The sequence below is a fragment of the Phycisphaerales bacterium genome (assembly GCA_040217175.1).
Taxonomy (GTDB): domain Bacteria; phylum Planctomycetota; class Phycisphaerae; order Phycisphaerales; family UBA1924; genus JAHCJI01.
On record JAVJNT010000001.1, the window covers coordinates 505,398 to 520,547 of the forward strand.

General features: G+C 65.7%; 10 protein-coding genes. 6 read left to right on the forward strand and 4 right to left on the reverse strand.

All coding sequences use genetic code 11. The features are described 5' to 3' along the window. From RIA68_02205 to RIA68_02220, 4 genes are all read right to left on the reverse strand, one after another. Positions 1-3,135, reverse strand: a complete 3,135-nt coding sequence (locus RIA68_02205) for a multidrug efflux RND transporter permease subunit (GenBank protein ID MEQ8316245.1) — start codon at positions 3,133-3,135, stop codon at positions 1-3. After that, positions 3,132-4,346 carry an efflux RND transporter periplasmic adaptor subunit gene (locus RIA68_02210; protein MEQ8316246.1) on the reverse strand — a complete coding sequence of 405 codons (1,215 nt, stop codon included), beginning with the start codon at positions 4,344-4,346 and terminating at the stop codon, positions 3,132-3,134. Before RIA68_02210 ends, RIA68_02205 begins: the two co-directional genes overlap by 4 nt. 176 nt (positions 4,347-4,522) lie before the next feature. After that, positions 4,523-5,203 (reverse strand): biliverdin-producing heme oxygenase, encoded by a 681-nt coding sequence (locus RIA68_02215; GenBank protein MEQ8316247.1) that lies wholly within the window; start codon positions 5,201-5,203, stop codon positions 4,523-4,525. Between the two features lie 36 nt (positions 5,204-5,239). Further along, positions 5,240-6,262 (reverse strand): GC-type dockerin domain-anchored protein, encoded by a 1,023-nt coding sequence (locus RIA68_02220; protein ID MEQ8316248.1) that lies wholly within the window; start codon positions 6,260-6,262, stop codon positions 5,240-5,242. A gap of 137 nt (positions 6,263-6,399) precedes the next feature. On the opposite strand from RIA68_02220, the gene RIA68_02225 reads away from it, so the two are divergent. The 6 genes from RIA68_02225 (at position 6,400) to RIA68_02250 (ending at position 15,148) form a co-directional block, all read left to right on the forward strand. Then, positions 6,400-7,254: a type II secretion system protein gene (locus RIA68_02225; GenBank protein ID MEQ8316249.1), complete on the forward strand. Its 855-nt coding sequence runs from the start codon at positions 6,400-6,402 to the stop codon at positions 7,252-7,254. Between the two features lie 128 nt (positions 7,255-7,382). Then, a complete protein-coding gene (locus RIA68_02230) occupies positions 7,383-9,119 on the forward strand; it encodes a right-handed parallel beta-helix repeat-containing protein (GenBank protein MEQ8316250.1) in 1,737 nt (578 codons plus the stop codon). Between the two features lie 39 nt (positions 9,120-9,158). After that, a complete protein-coding gene (gene tyrS, locus RIA68_02235) occupies positions 9,159-10,538 on the forward strand; it encodes a tyrosine--tRNA ligase (GenBank protein MEQ8316251.1) in 1,380 nt (459 codons plus the stop codon). Positions 10,539-10,721: 183 nt separating this feature from the next. Further along, a complete protein-coding gene (gene katG, locus RIA68_02240) occupies positions 10,722-13,085 on the forward strand; it encodes a catalase/peroxidase HPI (protein MEQ8316252.1) in 2,364 nt (787 codons plus the stop codon). A gap of 300 nt (positions 13,086-13,385) precedes the next feature. After that, positions 13,386-14,006 carry a CerR family C-terminal domain-containing protein gene (locus RIA68_02245; protein ID MEQ8316253.1) on the forward strand — a complete coding sequence of 207 codons (621 nt, stop codon included), beginning with the start codon at positions 13,386-13,388 and terminating at the stop codon, positions 14,004-14,006. Further along, positions 14,006-15,148, forward strand: a complete 1,143-nt coding sequence (locus RIA68_02250; GenBank protein MEQ8316254.1) for an FtsX-like permease family protein — start codon at positions 14,006-14,008, stop codon at positions 15,146-15,148. The genes RIA68_02245 and RIA68_02250 overlap by 1 nt, the downstream gene beginning before the upstream one ends. The last annotated feature ends 2 nt before the right edge of the window (positions 15,149-15,150 follow it).

A 15,150-nucleotide genomic window follows, 5' to 3' on the forward strand; every position in this document is an offset into this window, starting at 1 on the left:
TCAGCCAGCCGTCGACACGGCCCCGCCGCCCTTAAAGATCCGTCGGATCAGCCCATACAGCACCGGGATGAACAGCACGCCGACGGCGGTCGCCAGCACCATGCCGCCGAAGACGGCCGTGCCGATGGCCTGGCGGCTGTTGGCGCCCGCGCCGCTGGCGATCAGCAGCGGGGCCGTGCCCAACACGAACGACAACGCGGTCATGAGGATCGGACGAAGCCGTAGCCTGCTCGCCTCGATCGTCGCGTCGGTCACGGACCTGGCTTCCTTCTTGCCGTCGCCACGCCTGAGTTGCTCGGCGAACTCGACGACCAGGATGGCGTTTTTGCACACCAGCGCGACCAGGAGCACGAGGCCGATCTGCGTGTACACGTTGTTGTCCATGCCGCGCAGCACGGTCGCCAGGAGCGCGCCGAGGATCCCGATCGGGATCGTCGCCATAATCGTGATCGGCAGGATCCAACTCTCGTACTGCGCCGCTAGGAACAAGTACACGAAGACGATCGCCAGCGCGAACACGATCGGGGCGAGGTTCCCAGACTCCTTCTGCTGGTAGGCCGTGCCGGTCCATTCGTAGCCGAAGCCCGATGGCAGCGTCGCCGTCGTGAGAGATTCCATCTCACGCATCGCTTGCCCGGTGCTCACGCCCGTGGCCGGGTCGGCCGTGATGCGAGCCGATGGATACAGGTTGTAGCGGTAGATGGTTGCGGGCCCCACGGTCTCGCGCAGGGTCGCCACCGACGAGAGCGGCAGCGTCGCGCCATCGCGGTTGCGTACCTTGAGCAAGAGCACGTCGCCGGGGTCTTGCCGGAACGCCGGCTCGCTCTGCACGCGGACCTGGTAGGTGCGGCCGAAGGCGTTGAAGTCGTTGACGTAGGCCGAGCCCATGTTGCCCGACAGCGTCGTAAAGATGGTGTCCAGCGAGACACCCAACTCCTGGGCTTTCGTGCGATCGAGGTCGAGGAAGAGCTGGGGCGTGCGGGCGCTGTAGCCGGTAAAGACGTTCTGCAGCCGGCCCGTCTCGCTGGCCCGCGCGATCACGTCGCCGCTGACGTCCTCCAGCACGTCGAGCCCGAGCCCCGCACGATCCTGGATCTGGATTTCGAAGCCGCCGGCCGAGCCCAGGCCCTGGATCGAGGGCGGACGGAACGGAAAGATCATTGCCTCGGGAATGGCGCGCAGCCGTGGCGTCAGGTCGGCCAAGATGCCCTCGATGCGCAGCGTCGCTGTTTCGCGCTCTTCCCATGGGTCAAGGATGACGACGCACGTTCCGCTGTTGGACTCGGCGGCGTTGGTCAGCAGCGAGAATCCGCCGATGCTGACGACACCCGCGACGCCGGGCGTGTCTTGCAGCTCCGCCTCGACTTTCCTGAGGACGTCGTCGGTTCTCGCGACCTTGGCCGCCGGCGGCAGGCTCACGTTGACGAAGAAGTACTTCTGGTCTTCGAGTGGGATGAAGCCCGTAGGCGTCGATCGTACGAGGAACACCACCGCCACCACCATGCCCGCAAATGCAATGACCGCGAGGAAGGAAAGCCGCAGCGCCTTGGTGACGGTCCACCCGTACATATCCGTGAGCTTGTCCATGCCGGCGTTGAACGCGCGGAACGCGATGAAGGGCTTTCGCGTCCGCTTGCGGAGCAAGACGCCGCAAAGGGCAGGGCTGAGCGTGAGCGCGTTGACGCTCGAGAGAACCGTGGCGACCGAGAGCGTCACGCCGAACTGGCGGTACAGCTCACCCGTGATGCCGGGAAGTACTGCCGTGGGAACGAACACGGCCAACAGCACCAGCGTCGTCGCGATGACCGGGCCGGTAATCTCCTGCATCGATCGCTTGGCGGCGGACTTGGAGTCAAGGCCCTCTTCCTCGACCAGGCGTGACGTGTTCTCGACCACCACGATCGCGTCGTCGACCACGATGCCGATCGCCAGGACGAGGCCGAAGAGCGTCAGCATGTTCATGCTGAAGTCCAGCGCAAGCAGCACGGCGAGCGTGCCGACGATCGAGACCGGGATGGCCGCACCGGGGATGAGCGTTGCCCGGAAGTCCTGCAAGAACACGAACACGGTTAAGAACACCAACACCGACGCGATCACGAGAGTGATGACGACTTCCTTGATCGAGGCGCCGACGAAGTCGGTAAAGTCGTAAAAGACCGGTGACTCAAAGCCCTCTGGAAAGTCTGCCGACAGTTCGTCGAGCGCCTCGCGAACACCCTTGGAGACTTCCAGGGCGTTCGAGCCCGGAAGCTGGTACAGGCCGATGACCGGTGCCTCCATCCCGTTGAAGCGTCCGAAGCTGTCGTAGCTCTGGCTGCCCAGTTCGAGCCTCGCGATGTCTCTGAGGCGGATCTCGCGCTGCTCTTCATCGACACGCAGGATGATGTCGCCGAACTCTTCGGCGGTGCGAAGTCGGCCCTGCGTGGTGATCGTGAGCTGAAAGCCCGAGTCATCGGCGGTTGGACGTTGACCGATCTTGCCGGCGGCCACCTGCACGTTCTGCTCGCGCATTGCGCCGATGACCTCGGCCGTCGTTAGGTCGCGCGCCGCCAGCTGCTGCGGATCGAGCCACACGCGCATCGCGTAGTCCTGGGCGCCGAAGATGGTCACCGAGCCCACGCCTGGCACGCGGGCGAGCCTGTCGACCATGAAGATGCGGGCGTAGTTGCTGAGGTACAGCTGATCGAATCGGCCGTCGGGCGAATGCGGCGCGATCACCATCAGCAGGCTGGTCGACTGCTTGCTCGTCGTCACGCCCTGGGCCCGCACCGGCTCGGGCAACCGAGGCTCGGCCGCCGTCACGCGGTTCTGGACGCGCACCGACGCCATGTCGACGTCGGCGCCAGACCGCAGCGTCACCGTCAGCGTGTACGATCCGTCGTCGGCTGCGATCGAGGACATGTAGATCATGTCCTCGACACCGTTGACCTGCTGCTCGATGGGCGCGGCGACCGTCTCGGCCACGGTCTTGGCGTCGGCGCCCGGATACACCGCCGTCACGCGCACGGTCGGCGGCGCGACCTCGGGATACTGCTCGACGGGCAGCACGAACGTCGACAGTGCGCCCGCCAGCACCATCACGATCGCAACAACGGCGGCAAAGATCGGTCGGTCGATGAAGAACTTCGAGATCACGACCCGGGCTCCGGATCGCCAGCAGCAGCTTCGTCCGCAGCATCCGAACCACTCCCAGAAGCCGCATCGGTCCCATCCTGAGACTGACCAAACGGCTTGGGCGACACCGGCGCACCCGGGCGCGCCTTCTGCAAGCCACGAACGATGTACGTCTCGCCGGGCTGCAATCCCTCGAGTACGACGATCGTGCCGTCGTCCTGTCGCTCGCCGAGCGATACCGGTCGGCGCTCGACCACGTTGCTTTCACCGACGATCAGAAGGTACTTGCCTTCCAGGCCCGTGCCCACCGCTTCCTCGACGACGCAGAGTGCATCCTCGCGTTCCTGCCATGGCACGCGGATCCGCGCGAACAAGCCCGGGTAGAGCTTGCCGGTCGGGTTCTCGAGCTCGGCACGCACGAGCAACGTGCCAGTCGATCCGTCCAGCTGGTTGTCCACGAAATCGACCTGGCCCTCGTGCGGGTAATCTTCCTCGTCGGCAAGCGCCAGCTCGATGGGCGGGTAACTCGGCCCAGCCTCGCCACGATCGCCCTGATCCAGATACTGCAGCGCAATCGCCTCGCTGACGTCGAAGCTCACGTGGATCGGATCCATGGTGACGACGGTGGCCAGCAGCGTGGCTTCACCCCCGCCAGCGAGCTGCGCCCCCACCAGGTTGCCGCGATCAACAAAGTGACGATCGATGCGTCCGGTGATGGGCGAGGTCACGTCGGTGTACGAGAGGTCCAACTCGGCTGACTTCAGCGCTTCGTTGGCTGCGTACACGTCGGCCTCGGCCTGACGCAGCTTGGCCCGCTCCTCGAACAATTCCAACTCATTGGCTGCGCCGCTCTCAAAGGCATTCTCGAGCCGCTGGAAGCGTACATCGGCCAGCTCGCGGGCCGCCTCTGCCCGCTCGAGCGACGCCTTGGCCTGGCCGACGGCGAGTTCATAGGGAGCCTTTTCGATGGTGAACAGCACGTCGCCGGCTTCGACGTTGCTGCTTTCCTGAAAGTGGATGGTCTCGAGTACCCCGCCAACGCGAGCACGGATCTGCACGAAATCCACCGGCTCGAGCGTCCCGGTATAGAAGAAGTACTCCGTGATCGTGCGCTGCGTTGGTGACGCTACCTCGACCACGGGTGGGGGCGGTTGCTGGGACGCTTCGGAGCGATCGCAGCCGAAGTTCAAAGAGACGACCAGAGACGCGGTCGCGGCGGCTGCGCTGGCCACCAGTGCTCGGGTCGCACCAGACGTGCGTACCCGACGAGTGATTGGTCTTGCCACGGGTGTCCCCTTGCCAGAGCGCGATCAATATGGATCGTGGCCGATGCTAGCCGCTCGTCCGTTTCGGCAAGCAATGGAAAAACCCGCTCGTGAGCGGGTTCGGAAAGGATCTGGGGATCGGGTCAGGCCCCGGCTGGCCTCGCGTGCCCGGCCAGTACTTCGAGCAACTCTCGATTGATGTCTCGCACGCCTTCGAAGGTGCGGCGTGCGGCGGCGATCACGCGCTGACGGCAGTCGCCACTCAAATCGAGGGTGTCCAGACGGCTCTTGAAGCGGGCCCAGGTCTCGCGTTGGGCGGGGCCATAGCTATTTAGGTAGCGCAGTCCATCCCCCTCGAGGCCCAGAGCGGGACCGATCTTCTTGGCGATGAATCCGTTGCCGTTCGTCGAGCCCTCGAGGACGTACTGGACGCCGATGAGCGCCGTCGGGTGCTCGCGGGCGGTGTCCTCGATCCAGCCCATGAAGCTATGCGTTGCAGGCACGGGCTCGACGTCCGCCGGGTCGACCGAGAGGAACGCCAGGTCGGCCTCGAGCTTGCCGGTGTGATGCAGGTCTTCGCTGTTGAGCGCCTTGACCTGCTCGCACGGCGCGCCGTCGAGGCAGCCCTCGAGCGTTCGATGCACGAGGTAGAGCTGGCCCAGGTGGGCGGCGTACTCGTGCTTGCCGAGCTCGCCCTTAACCAGCCGCTTCTGGAGGTCGCCGCTCTCGGCCTGCTGGTGCAGGTCCCAGGTGCTGTCCTTCAGCGTGGCGGCGAACCCAGTGGCGGCCTCGGCGTTGCCCGTGTGCGTGGTTGGGTGTTGCATGCGTGACTGGCTCCTATGGAGGCGGATCGTAGGGGCTCAGCCCGCGTCGAAGGCGTTCTGGAAGGCCAGGAAGTCGAAGATGTCCAGCGTGCAGTCGCCGTCGAAGTCGGCCAGGGGGTCGCCCGCGTCGAAGGCGTTCTGGAAGGCCAGGAAGTCGAAGATGTCGAGGGCGCCGTCGCCGGTCAGGTCGGCGTCGTCGATCGCGATCACGGTCAGCTCGAGCCGCGGCGAGTAGCCCAGGATGGGGCTGATGGCGTTCTCCTTCGTAAAGAACGAGGGATACTCGGTCGAGCCCAGCTCGGCGCTGTGCATGCTCGTTACCGTCAGGTTGACCTTGCCCGCGTCCAGCGATGCATCGAAGAACGCCGCGGCTCCGGGCGCACACGTGTCGATGTCGAACGTAAAGACGGTCTCGGCGGGCACGAGCTCGCCCACGGCTACGTCGTTGGTCTTGCCGATGGCCAGCGGCGTGCTCTCGATCCGCTCGCGCACCTGGCGCGAGAGGTCGACCACGTCATCGACGCCCGCGTAGAACGCAGCGAACGCGTTGCGGGCGCCCTCGGCCGGCGGCACCGTGGGGAAGCCGCCGAACTCGCTGGTCTCCTGCCAGCTTTCGATCGTGAATCCGTTGCGATAGCCCGTGGCGTACAGCTCGATGGGCCGTCCTGGCGTCGCGTCGTCGACGTAGTCGGGGTCATCGATCGGGAAGAAGCTGGCCAGTGGGTCCGCCGAATCGTCGTAGACGAACTGCAGGTCGTTGTCGATCACCAGCGTCACGCGCGCCGACACGACGCGGAACGCGCCCGCGCCGAGGCCCGTGGGGATCTCGCCCGCGGTGTCGAATCCGATGACGAACTGCGCGTCGCGATCATCGAAGCCCTCGATGCCCGTGGCCCCGAAGATGCTGGCGTTTGTCCGCGTGCCCGGCGTGGCGCTGAACGGGTAGTTCCAGCGGTCGCGGGCCGGCTCGTCGAAGGACAGCGAGGTCGGGCCGCTCTGGGCCAGCGTGGAGCCGGCGAGTGCGAGCAGGGCGGCGGGGGCGATGGCAGCACGTGGCATGGGCGGGCCTCCTGGATAGCCGGACTTGAGATTCAGCCCGGAATGTTGTTGCGATTGAGTCTCAGTTGCGTAGTATTGGGCTTGCCTCGCTGTCGGTCAAGAATAATTCTGGTTTGACAGGAATCATCCTCAGAGCTATGGCACATGTCCGCCGTCACAACGTCGCCTTCACGCTGATCGAGTTGCTCGTGGTCATCGCCATCATCGCGGTCCTGATCGGCATCCTGCTGCCGAGCCTCGGCGCCGCCCGCGGTCTGGCCAAGTCGACCCGCGAGCTGGCGGCGGCCCAGCAGACCATGATCGCCTTCCAGCTCTACGCCCAGGACAACGACGGCCGACTGCTGCCCGGCATGCCCGAGGTCGGCGACGTGCGAGGCCGCGACGCGCCGCTGGACGACCGCGGCGAGCCCATCACCGATCCACGCATCGCCCAGCGCTACCCCTGGCGGCTGGCTCCCTACCTCGACTACGACTTCCGCGGTCTCTACGACGATGCGGCCCTAGCGACCCTTCGAGGACGTCGAGCCGACTTCCAGTACGTCGTGAGCCTCTACCCGAGCCTGGGCATGAACGTGGCCTACGTCGGCGGCAGCGTCAATCACCTTGGCGACCGAACGAGCCAGCGCGTCTTCGGCAAGGTGTTCCTCGAGCGAGACGATCAGGCGACGAGGCCGACCGAGGTCATCGCCTTCGCCTCGGCCCGGTTCCGGGGCCCGGGCACGATCGAGGAGCTGCCCGACCCCGAAGGCTTCTTCCGCGTCGAGGCCCCGACGTTCGGCGCCGGCTGGCAAGAGAGCTACGACGACCGCGCCACCAATCCCGGCCTGAACAGCGGCTTCGTCAGCCTGCGGCATCCCGGTGGCAGCGGCGGGAAGGCCGTGGCGGCGATGCTCGACGGCCACGCCGAGGTGCTGGGCTGGCAGGAGCTCCGCGACATGCGGCGGTGGGCCGATCAGGCGACGAGTGCGGATTGGCAGCCCGAGCCGCGGTAGGCACACGTGCTTTCGACCCGCTGTTTCGAAATAGCTTGCTTACATTCAGGCACTTTCCGTTACCATGATGAGCACGGCCGATTCACCCTGCCTAAACGTGGCAGGCGGCTACATTGGGAGGTGCGGCGATGAGGGCGATGCACGGTCGGGTCGGACTGGCCGCTCGGTCCTTGCTTGCGATCACGTGTGGTTGCGGGGCATCAGTTGCTCTGGCGCAGACACCCGTCGGCGGCCCGATTCTCGACGATGTGACGTGGACCGCCGCTGGCAGTCCGTACCAGGTCGTCAGCAACATCATCGTGGGCGACGACGCCACGCTGACGATCGAACCGGGCGTCACCGTGGAGTTCGACGACGACTTGGGTATAGAAATTGGGTCGGCCTCGTTTGGTACCGGCACGCTTATCGCCCGCGGCGCCGTCAGCGACCCGATCGTCTTCAGATCGAGCGCGCCCGATCCCGCGCCTGGTCAGTGGCGGGGCGTCTTGTTGACGCAGTTCGCCGTTGATGGGCAGATCGACCCGGATACAGGGGCCTATCTCAGCGGGTCGATCGTGGAGCAGGCGGAGTTCACCTTCGCCAACAACGCGCTCCGATTCGAGAGGGGTGTGGCCGTCGTGCGGGACACCGAGATGCGCGATTGCAGGTTCGCTATCGGCGCCACTCTCGATGTGGAGCAGCAACTCCACATCACCGATGTCCAATCGCGTGACGGCCTCCAGGGCATTCAGATCAATCGTGGACGAGGGCACGTCCTGACCAGGGTGAACATTTCCGGTGGCAGTATCATGCTGTTTATCTCAGATGCGCCGGACGTGACCATTCGTGGCGGGCTACTGGAAGGCGCGACATCCGTAGGGCTAAGTACGAATCGCACAGATCGCCTCAAGGTCGAGGCGGTTCAATTCGATGGCAATCCTGCCAGGGGCATGAACATAATCGACAGCGAGGATGTTGAGATCCGCGAGTGTCTATTCATCGACAATGGAGATAGCGGTGCGGTCATGTCCGATGTCCCGCGGCTGCAAATCATCGATTGCGAGTTCCGTGGCAATGTGTCTCCTGGAACTGGTTTTCCTGCCGCCGCTGGCCTTTCGATCTTCAGGGGCGAAGACGCGATCATTGAGGGATGCGTGTTTGAAGCGAATGACACGCAGCAGCAACTACTTCCCCGAGGCGGTACGCTCATGCTGCGGCTCAGCGCGCGAGTCACAGTGACGGACGTGGACTTCATCCGCAACGAATCCCGGGTTGATGGCGGGGCCGCATTCATCGAAGAATCCCCCGGTGCTGTGTTCTCGAATGTACGCTTCACGGGCAACCTCTCGGCAGAGCGCGGTGGGGCGGTCTACGTTCTCGAGAGCCCGGACGTGGCGTTCGAGGCCAGCACCTTCGAGAGCAACACGGCCAGCGACGGGGGTGGTGTGTTCGTCGATGCCGGTTCGACGGGCATCAGCTTCGCAGGCGATCCGGATGCCCGCCGGTTCAACGTGTTCGCCGACAACGTGGCCGATCGTGGCCAGGACATCTTCAATGGACTTCCGTTCGACGTCCTCGTTTCTGGAGACGTCGATGCCAGCAACGTTTGCTGGGGTACGCTGGTGCAGTTCGAGGTGCAGCAGCGCATCTGGGATGGCTTCGACGATCCGCTCCTGGGGTTTATCGTCGCAAACCCGCTGGCCGACTGCACGGCATGCCGTGCCGATATCGATGGCGATGGCGAGCTCACGATCTTCGACTTCCTTGGCTTCCAGAACGCCTTCGATGCCGGCGACATCTCGGTAGCCGACTTCGATGGCGATGGGGCGCTCACGATCTTCGACTTCCTCGCCTTCCAGAACGAGTTCGACGCGGGGTGTGGGTAGCCAGGCGGGCCCGGGCCATCGACCATACCATCACGGCCCATGCCCGAGACCTCGAACAAGATCGACCTGCTCGACGAGCTCCGCTGGCGGGGCCTGCTCCACCAGTGCACCGACGAGGAGGGGCTCGCCGAGCACCTGAACGAAGGCCCACGCCGGATCTACTGCGGATTCGATCCGACCGCCGACTCGCTGACCATCGGTAACCTCGTGCCCATCATGACCCTGGTCCACGTGGCCAGGGCCGGGCACGAGCCGATCGTCGTCATGGGCGGGGGCACGGGGCTGGTTGGCGATCCCTCGGGCAAGAGCGCCGAGCGGAGCCTTATCAGCCGCGAGGGCATCGAGGGCAACGTGGGTGCCCAGCGGCCGATCTTCGGCAGCGTGTTTGCCGGCGCAGGCCTTGCCGAGCCGCCCATCCTGAACAATCTCGAGTGGCTGGGCAAGGTCAGCTTCCTCGACGCCCTGCGCGACGTGGGCAAGCACTTCAGCGTCAACCAGATGATCCAACGCGACTCGGTCCGCGACCGGCTGCACGGCCGCGAGCAGGGCATCAGCTACACCGAGTTCAGCTACATGATCCTCCAGGCCCTCGACTTCGCCCACCTCCACCTGACGAAGAAGGTCACCGTCCAGTGCGGCGGCAGCGACCAGTGGGGCAACGTCGTCTCGGGCATCGACCTCATCCGCCGTCTCATGGTCGAGCTCCCCATGACACGCCAGCGGCCCGCGTGGCTCAGCACCGAAGCGGGCGACACGGTCGTTCGAGAGGAGCTCGAGCGTCGCGCAGCCGTGTTCGGCTTCACGGTGCCGCTCGTCACCAAGGCCGACGGCACGAAGTTCGGCAAGAGCGAGAGTGGGGCCGTGTGGCTGACCAAGGAGCGCACGAGCTGCTACGAGTACTCGCAGTTCTGGCTCAACACCGCCGACGCCGACGTCGAGCGGTTCCTCAAGATCTTCACGCTGCTCGGCCGCGGCGAGATCGAGGAGATCATGCGCCGCCACGAGCAGGCGCCAGGCCGCCGGTACGCCCAGAAGATGCTCGCGAGCCAGGCCGCCACGCTCCGCTATGGCGAGGACGAGGCCAGCAGCGCACTGCGCGCGGGCGAGGCGCTGTTCTCCGGCGACCTGTCGTCGCTGGATGCGGACGGGCTGGAAGCCGCTATCGCCGACGCGCCGAGCATCAACCACCCGCGTGCCGACCTGGCCGCGGGCATTCTGCTCATCGACCTGCTCCTGGCAACCGAGCTCGCCTCGAGCAAGCGTGAGGCGCGCGAGTTCCTGGCCGCCGGCGCCATCCGCGTCAACGGCGCGCCCCACGATGGCTCGTCCCCGATCACTACCGGCGATCTCCTGCACGATCGACTGACCGTGCTCAAGCGCGGCAAGAAGAAGCAGGCCGTGGTGCGCTGGGTCGACTAGCCGGCCGGCTCGCGCGTTGGGTCATCCCGGATCACCCTCAGCGATGCGACAACGGAATGGCCTTTGCCAACCGTGGGGGGTATCCTGCGGAATCTAGTTTAGAATCATTCCAGATGACTGCCTCCGGCACGCGGCGGCAAGGGGCGACCGGGCGTCGAGCCCAGCACGAAGGAGACCACGAGCATGACCACCATGGACACTTCGTCCCGTTCCACCGGCCGCGGCAACGACCAGGGCTCCGGCAAGTGCCCCTTCCGCGGCGGCCGCGTGGGCGGCGCCTTCGGCTCGGGCCCGACCATCAGCGACTGGTGGCCCAACCGCCTGCCCGTCGAGTTGCTCCACCAGAACCCGCCGCAGGCTAACCCGCTGCGCGACGTCGACTACGAGAAGGCCTTCAAAGCCCTCGACCTCGACGAGGTCAAGGCCGACATCCGCACCATGCTCAGGGACAGCAAGAGCTGGTGGCCGGCCGACTACGGGCACTACGGACCGCAGATGGTGCGCATGGCGTGGCACGCGGCGGGGACGTACCGCATCGCCGACGGCCGCGGCGGCGCGAGCGCGGGGCTGCAGCGCTTCGCGCCGACCAACTCGTGGGACGACAACGGCAACATCGACAAGAGCCGCCGCCTGATGTGGCCCATTAAGCAGAAGTACGGCGCGGCGCTGAGCTGGGCCGACCTGATGATCCTCACCGGCAATGTCGCGCTCGAGGACATGGGCTTCGAGACCTTCGGCTTCGGCGGCGGACGCATCGACGCCTGGGAGCCCGACCGCGGCATGTACTTCGGCAGCGAGTTCTGGGATGGCAAGGGCGTCGCCGAGTTCGCCCGCGAGAAGGACGCCAACCCGACGTTCCCCGGCCCGCACCCCGGCGAGATGGTCACGCGCACGAAGCGCTGGACCGGCGAGCCCGGCGATGCCGAGTACGACCTCGAGGCCCCGCTGGCCGCGAGCTTCCAGGGCCTGATCTACGTGCATCCCGAGGGCCCGATGCGCGACGGCGACCCGTACTCCGCCGCCGGCGACATCCGCGAGACCTTCGCCCGCATGGCCATGAATGACGAGGAGACCGTCGCGCTCATCGCCGGCGGGCACGCCTTCGGCAAGAGCCATGGCGCCGTCGACCCCTCGAAGGTCGGCCCCGCGCCCGAGGGCGCCCCCATGAGCGCCATGGGCATGGGCTGGAAGAACACCGAGGGCACCGGCTACGCCAAGTACGCCATGACCAGCGGCATCGAGGGCGCCTGGACGCCCGAGCCGACGAAGTGGGACAACGCCTACCTCGAGAACCTGTTCAAGTACGACTGGGAGCTGACAAGGAGCCCGGCCGGCGGCATCCAGTACAAGCCCGTCGACCCCGATGCGCCCAAGACGCCCGATGCGCACGAGCCGGGCCAACAGAACGAGCTCATGATGCTCGCCACCGACATCGCGCTCAAGGTCGATCCCGCGTACAACGCGATCTGCCAGAAGTTCCTCGCCGACTTCGACTACTTCTCCGACTGCTTCGCTCGTGCCTGGTTCAAGCTGACCCACCGCGACATGGGCCCCAAGAGCCGCTACCTCGGCCCCGAGGTGCCCGCCGAGGACCTGGTCTGGCAGGACCCGATCCCCGCGGTCGACCACGACCTGGTGAACGAGAGCGACGTGGCGAACCTCAAGCAGGCGATCCTGTCGAAGGGACTCAGCGTCTCCGAGCTCGTCTCGGCCGCCTGGGCATCCGCTTCGACCTACCGCGACTCGGACAAGCGCGGCGGCGCCAATGGCGCCCGCGTCGCGCTCGACCCGCAGAAGGACTGGGCCGTGAATCGCCCGCAGGAGCTGACCAAGGTCCTCGACACGCTCCGCACGGTACAGTCCGAGTTCAACGGCTCGCAATCGGGCAACACCAAGGTCTCCCTGGCCGACCTCATCGTGCTCGGCGGCTGCGCGGCTATCGAGAAGGCGGCCAAAGACGCCGGCGTGGACGCGACCGTGCCCTTTACGCCCGGCCGGACCGACTGCCTGGCCGAGAACATGGACGAGCACACCGACGCGGAAACCTTCGACTGGCTCAAGCCCGTCGTCGATGGCTTCCGAAACTACGTCGACACCAGCATCAAGATGGACGTCGCCCCCGAACGCATCTTCCTCGACCGCGCCAACCTGCTGACGCTCACCGCCCCCGAGTGGACCGTGCTCGTCGGCGGCCTCCGCGTGCTCGACCAGAACTTCGACCACTCCAGGCACGGCGTCTTCACCGACCGGCCGGGGGTGTTGTCGAACGACTTCTTCACCACGCTGACCAGCATGGACTACGCGTGGGAGGCCGCCGACCCCATGGAGATGGGCTTCTACCTCAAGGATCGCGAAACCGGCGAGACCAGGTACACCGCAACGCGGATGGACCTGATCTTCGGTTCCAACGCCCACCTGCGCAACCTGGCCGAGGTCTACGCCGCCGCCGACGGCCACGAGCGGATGGTGCACGACTTCATCGCCGCGTGGAACAAGGTGATGATGCTGGATCGGTTCGAGGTGGGCTCGGGCGCAGCGGAGGCATGAACCAAAGCAAGGCCGCCCGGGCGACTGTCCGGGCGTTTCAGTGCGTGGGCGAGGCGGCATCGAGCGCGCCAGCCACGCGGGCCGGCTGGCCCAACATCCGGGCGCGGCAATTCGTACATCTGTGGGTTTTGCTCAGTCGGACAGGGACTTCCCGTGACCAGTGAAACACGCGTTTGACCGGCATCGTCCGTGGAGCTAGCTTTCAAACAGCCGTATGAAACGGGTGTTTGAATGAAAGCCACGATCGGTCCTCACAAGCCGCACTCTCTAGCCCGCGCCGATGACACTCGGGAACGGCTGTTGCACGCTGCCGGCGAGGAATTTGCCGCGGTTGGCTTCCGGGCGGCGAGCGTCCGGGCGATCTGCGATGCCGCAGGGGCCAACGTCTCGGGCGTGAAGTACCACTTCGGCTCCAAAGAGCGCCTGTACCTGGCAGTGTGGGCCGTCGCGGCGGAACAGATGGTGTCTGCCGAGCCCATGCCACGGCTCGCAGACGAGATCGATCCACGCGTTGCGTTGCGCAAGCTCGTTGCGTGGTTCATGCGGCTCGTCCTGACCGAAAGCGAATCGCACCCCTGGGCGGGCCGGCTTCTTGCCCACGAGACGGTCACGCCTACGCCCGGCGCGCTCGACATGTTCGTGCAGCATTGCGCCGGCCCGATCAAGGACGAGATGTCGCGGGTCGTCCGAGCCGTCGTCGGACGGAAGCTCGGCCGGAAGACGCACGACGATCTTGTCTACGGCGTCATCGCGCTTTGCGTGAACGCGAAGCACAGCCGCGAAATCCTGACGCTGCTCGGGCACCCGCCCCCAACCACGAAGGCTGGAATCAACCGCATGGCGGCGACGCTCGCAGAGTTCGCGATCCGTGGCCTCGATGGCTTCGTCGATGACGCCAAGGCGCAGGAAGGACCGGCCTGATGCTCCGAACGGCGCTACGCATGCTGCTGGGAGACTCCACCAAGTGCCTTGGCTTGGTGTTCGGCGTGGCTCTAAGCACGCTGCTCGTGTGCCAGCAGGTCTCGATCTTCTTCGGGTTGCTCGGCAGAGCTTCGAGCGTCGTACGAGACGTCCGCGAAGCCGACGTCTGGGTGATGGACCCGAGCGTCAAGACGGTCGACGCGCCATTCCCGCTGCGTGATACCGCCCTCCAGCGTGTCCGCGGCGTGGAAGGCGTTGCCTGGGCGGTTCCGTTCTTTCGCGCCAACGTGCAGGTCCGCACGCGCGAGGGCACGCTCGAGAATGCCATCATCTTGGGTATCGACGACGCATCGCTCGTGGGCGTCCCCGATGCGTTCCTGTTCGGCTCCATCGAAGACCTGACGATGCCGGACAGCATCGCGGTCAATCCTGCAGGCTTCCGGTTGCTCTTTCCCGGGCAAGAACTGGACGTCGGCAGGGTCATCGAACTGAACGACCAAAGGGCTCGGATTGCGGCGATCGTCGACGCTTCGCCGGCATTCAGCGCGAATCTCACGATCTACACCCGCTACAGCCTGGCCACCCAGTACACCAACAACGGACGCAACCAGCTCAGCTTCGTGCTGGCCAAGGCCGCCGATCCGGAGCAGCGAGAAGCCGTGGCCGCGGCCATCGCCGAGCAGACGGGCCTGAAGGCAGTCACGAGCGATCAGTTCCGGCTCGAGTCGATCATCTACATCCTCAAGAACACGGGCATCCCTGTGAGTTTCGGGACCGTCGTGTTCCTGGGCGTGCTCATCGGGATTGCGATCGTCGGGCTGACGTTCAACCAGTTCATCTCGGAGAATCTCCGGCAGTACGCGGCGCTCAAGGCCATCGGAGTTCGCAACGGACGGCTTCTGCTCATGACGCTGTTCCAGGCCGCGTTCGTTGGCGCCATCGGCTATGGGCTCGGCCTGTTCGCCGCCTCGCAGTTCTTCAACTGGCCGTCCAAGAACGTGGACGCCCTGCGTGGGTTCTACTTGCTGCCAGAGGTCGCCATTGGCGTTGCCGTGATGGCAACCGTGATCGTCTTCAGCTCCACCATCCTCAGCATGCGGCGCGTGCTGGTGGTCGATCCCGCCACGGTCTTCCGAGGATAACG